Origin of the sequence: Streptomyces sp. PA03-1a, assembly GCF_033792805.1 — a bacterium.
Classification (GTDB): Bacteria; Actinomycetota; Actinomycetes; order Streptomycetales; family Streptomycetaceae; genus Actinacidiphila.
The window spans coordinates 1-1,089 of the sequence record NZ_JARAVO010000484.1 but is presented as its reverse complement, the minus strand read 5'-3'; the positions used below and the strand labels follow the sequence as shown (position 1 = coordinate 1,089).

General features: G+C 77.0%; 1 protein-coding gene. It reads right to left on the bottom strand.

Annotated elements, in window-relative coordinates; translation table 11 throughout:
- On the bottom strand, positions 1–1,089 hold a 1,089-nt coding region (locus PV341_RS45055; protein ID WP_500361041.1), incomplete at both ends, for a helicase-related protein.

The window sequence follows — 1,089 nt, the reverse complement described above, 5'->3', positions numbered from 1 at the left end:
GTCGGCGACGGCGATCTCGGGGGAGGGGAAGCGGGGCCGGGCGGTGTCCTCGGCCTCGTTCCAGCAGCGGTAGGCGGTGCCGGGGGCTTCGCGTCCGGCGCGTCCGGCGCGCTGGGCAGCGGTGGCGAGGGAGGCCCGGACGGTGGTGAGGGAGCCGAGTCCGCGGGCGTGGTCGGTGCGGGGTTCGCGGGCGAGGCCGGAGTCGACGACGACGCGTACGCCGGGGACGGTGAGGCTGGATTCGGCGACGGAGGTGGAGAGGACGACGCGGCGCCGGGTACCGTCGCCGCCGCGGAGCACGGCGTCCTGGACGGCGGCGGGTGCCTGGCCGTGGAGTTGCAGGACGTCGGCGCCGGCGTCGCCGAGCATCCCGGCGACGCGGGCGATCTCGCCGGTGCCGGGGAGGAAGCAGAGGACGTCGCCGTCGGTGGTGCGCAGCGCGGTGCGGACGGTGGCGGCGACGTGGTCGAGGAACGCGGGGTCGACGCGCATGCCGTGCGGCGGCCGTATGCCGTGCGGCGGGGGTGCGTGGGTGACGGTGACGGGGTGGAGGCGGCCCTCGGCGTGAACGACGGGTGCGTGACCGAGCAGCCGGGACCAGGCGTCGGCGTCGGTGGTGGCGGAGGCGGCGACGATGCGCAGGTCGGGGCGGAGGGCGGCGCGCACGTCGAGCAGGAAGGCCATGGCGGTGTCGGCGTCGAGGTGGCGTTCGTGGCACTCGTCGAGGAGGACGGTGGTGGTGCCGGGGAGTTCCTGGTCGCGCTGGAGCCGCTGGAGGAGGACGCCGGTGGTGACGACCTCGACGACGGTGGCGGGGGAGACCTTGCGGTCGCCGCGCACGGTGTGTCCGACCCGTCCGCCGGTCTCCTCGCCGAGGAGCCAGGCCATGCGGCGGGCGGCGGCCTTGGCGGCCATGCGGCGTGGTTCGGCGACGACGACGGTCCGGGTGGGGCGGCCGTCGTCGAGGAGCCCGGCGAGGGCGAGCGGGACGAGGGTGGTCTTGCCGGTGCCGGGCGGGGCGGCCAGGACGGCGCAGCCGTGGCTGTCGAGGGCCTCGTGGAGGGCGGGCAGGGCGGTGCGCACCGGGAG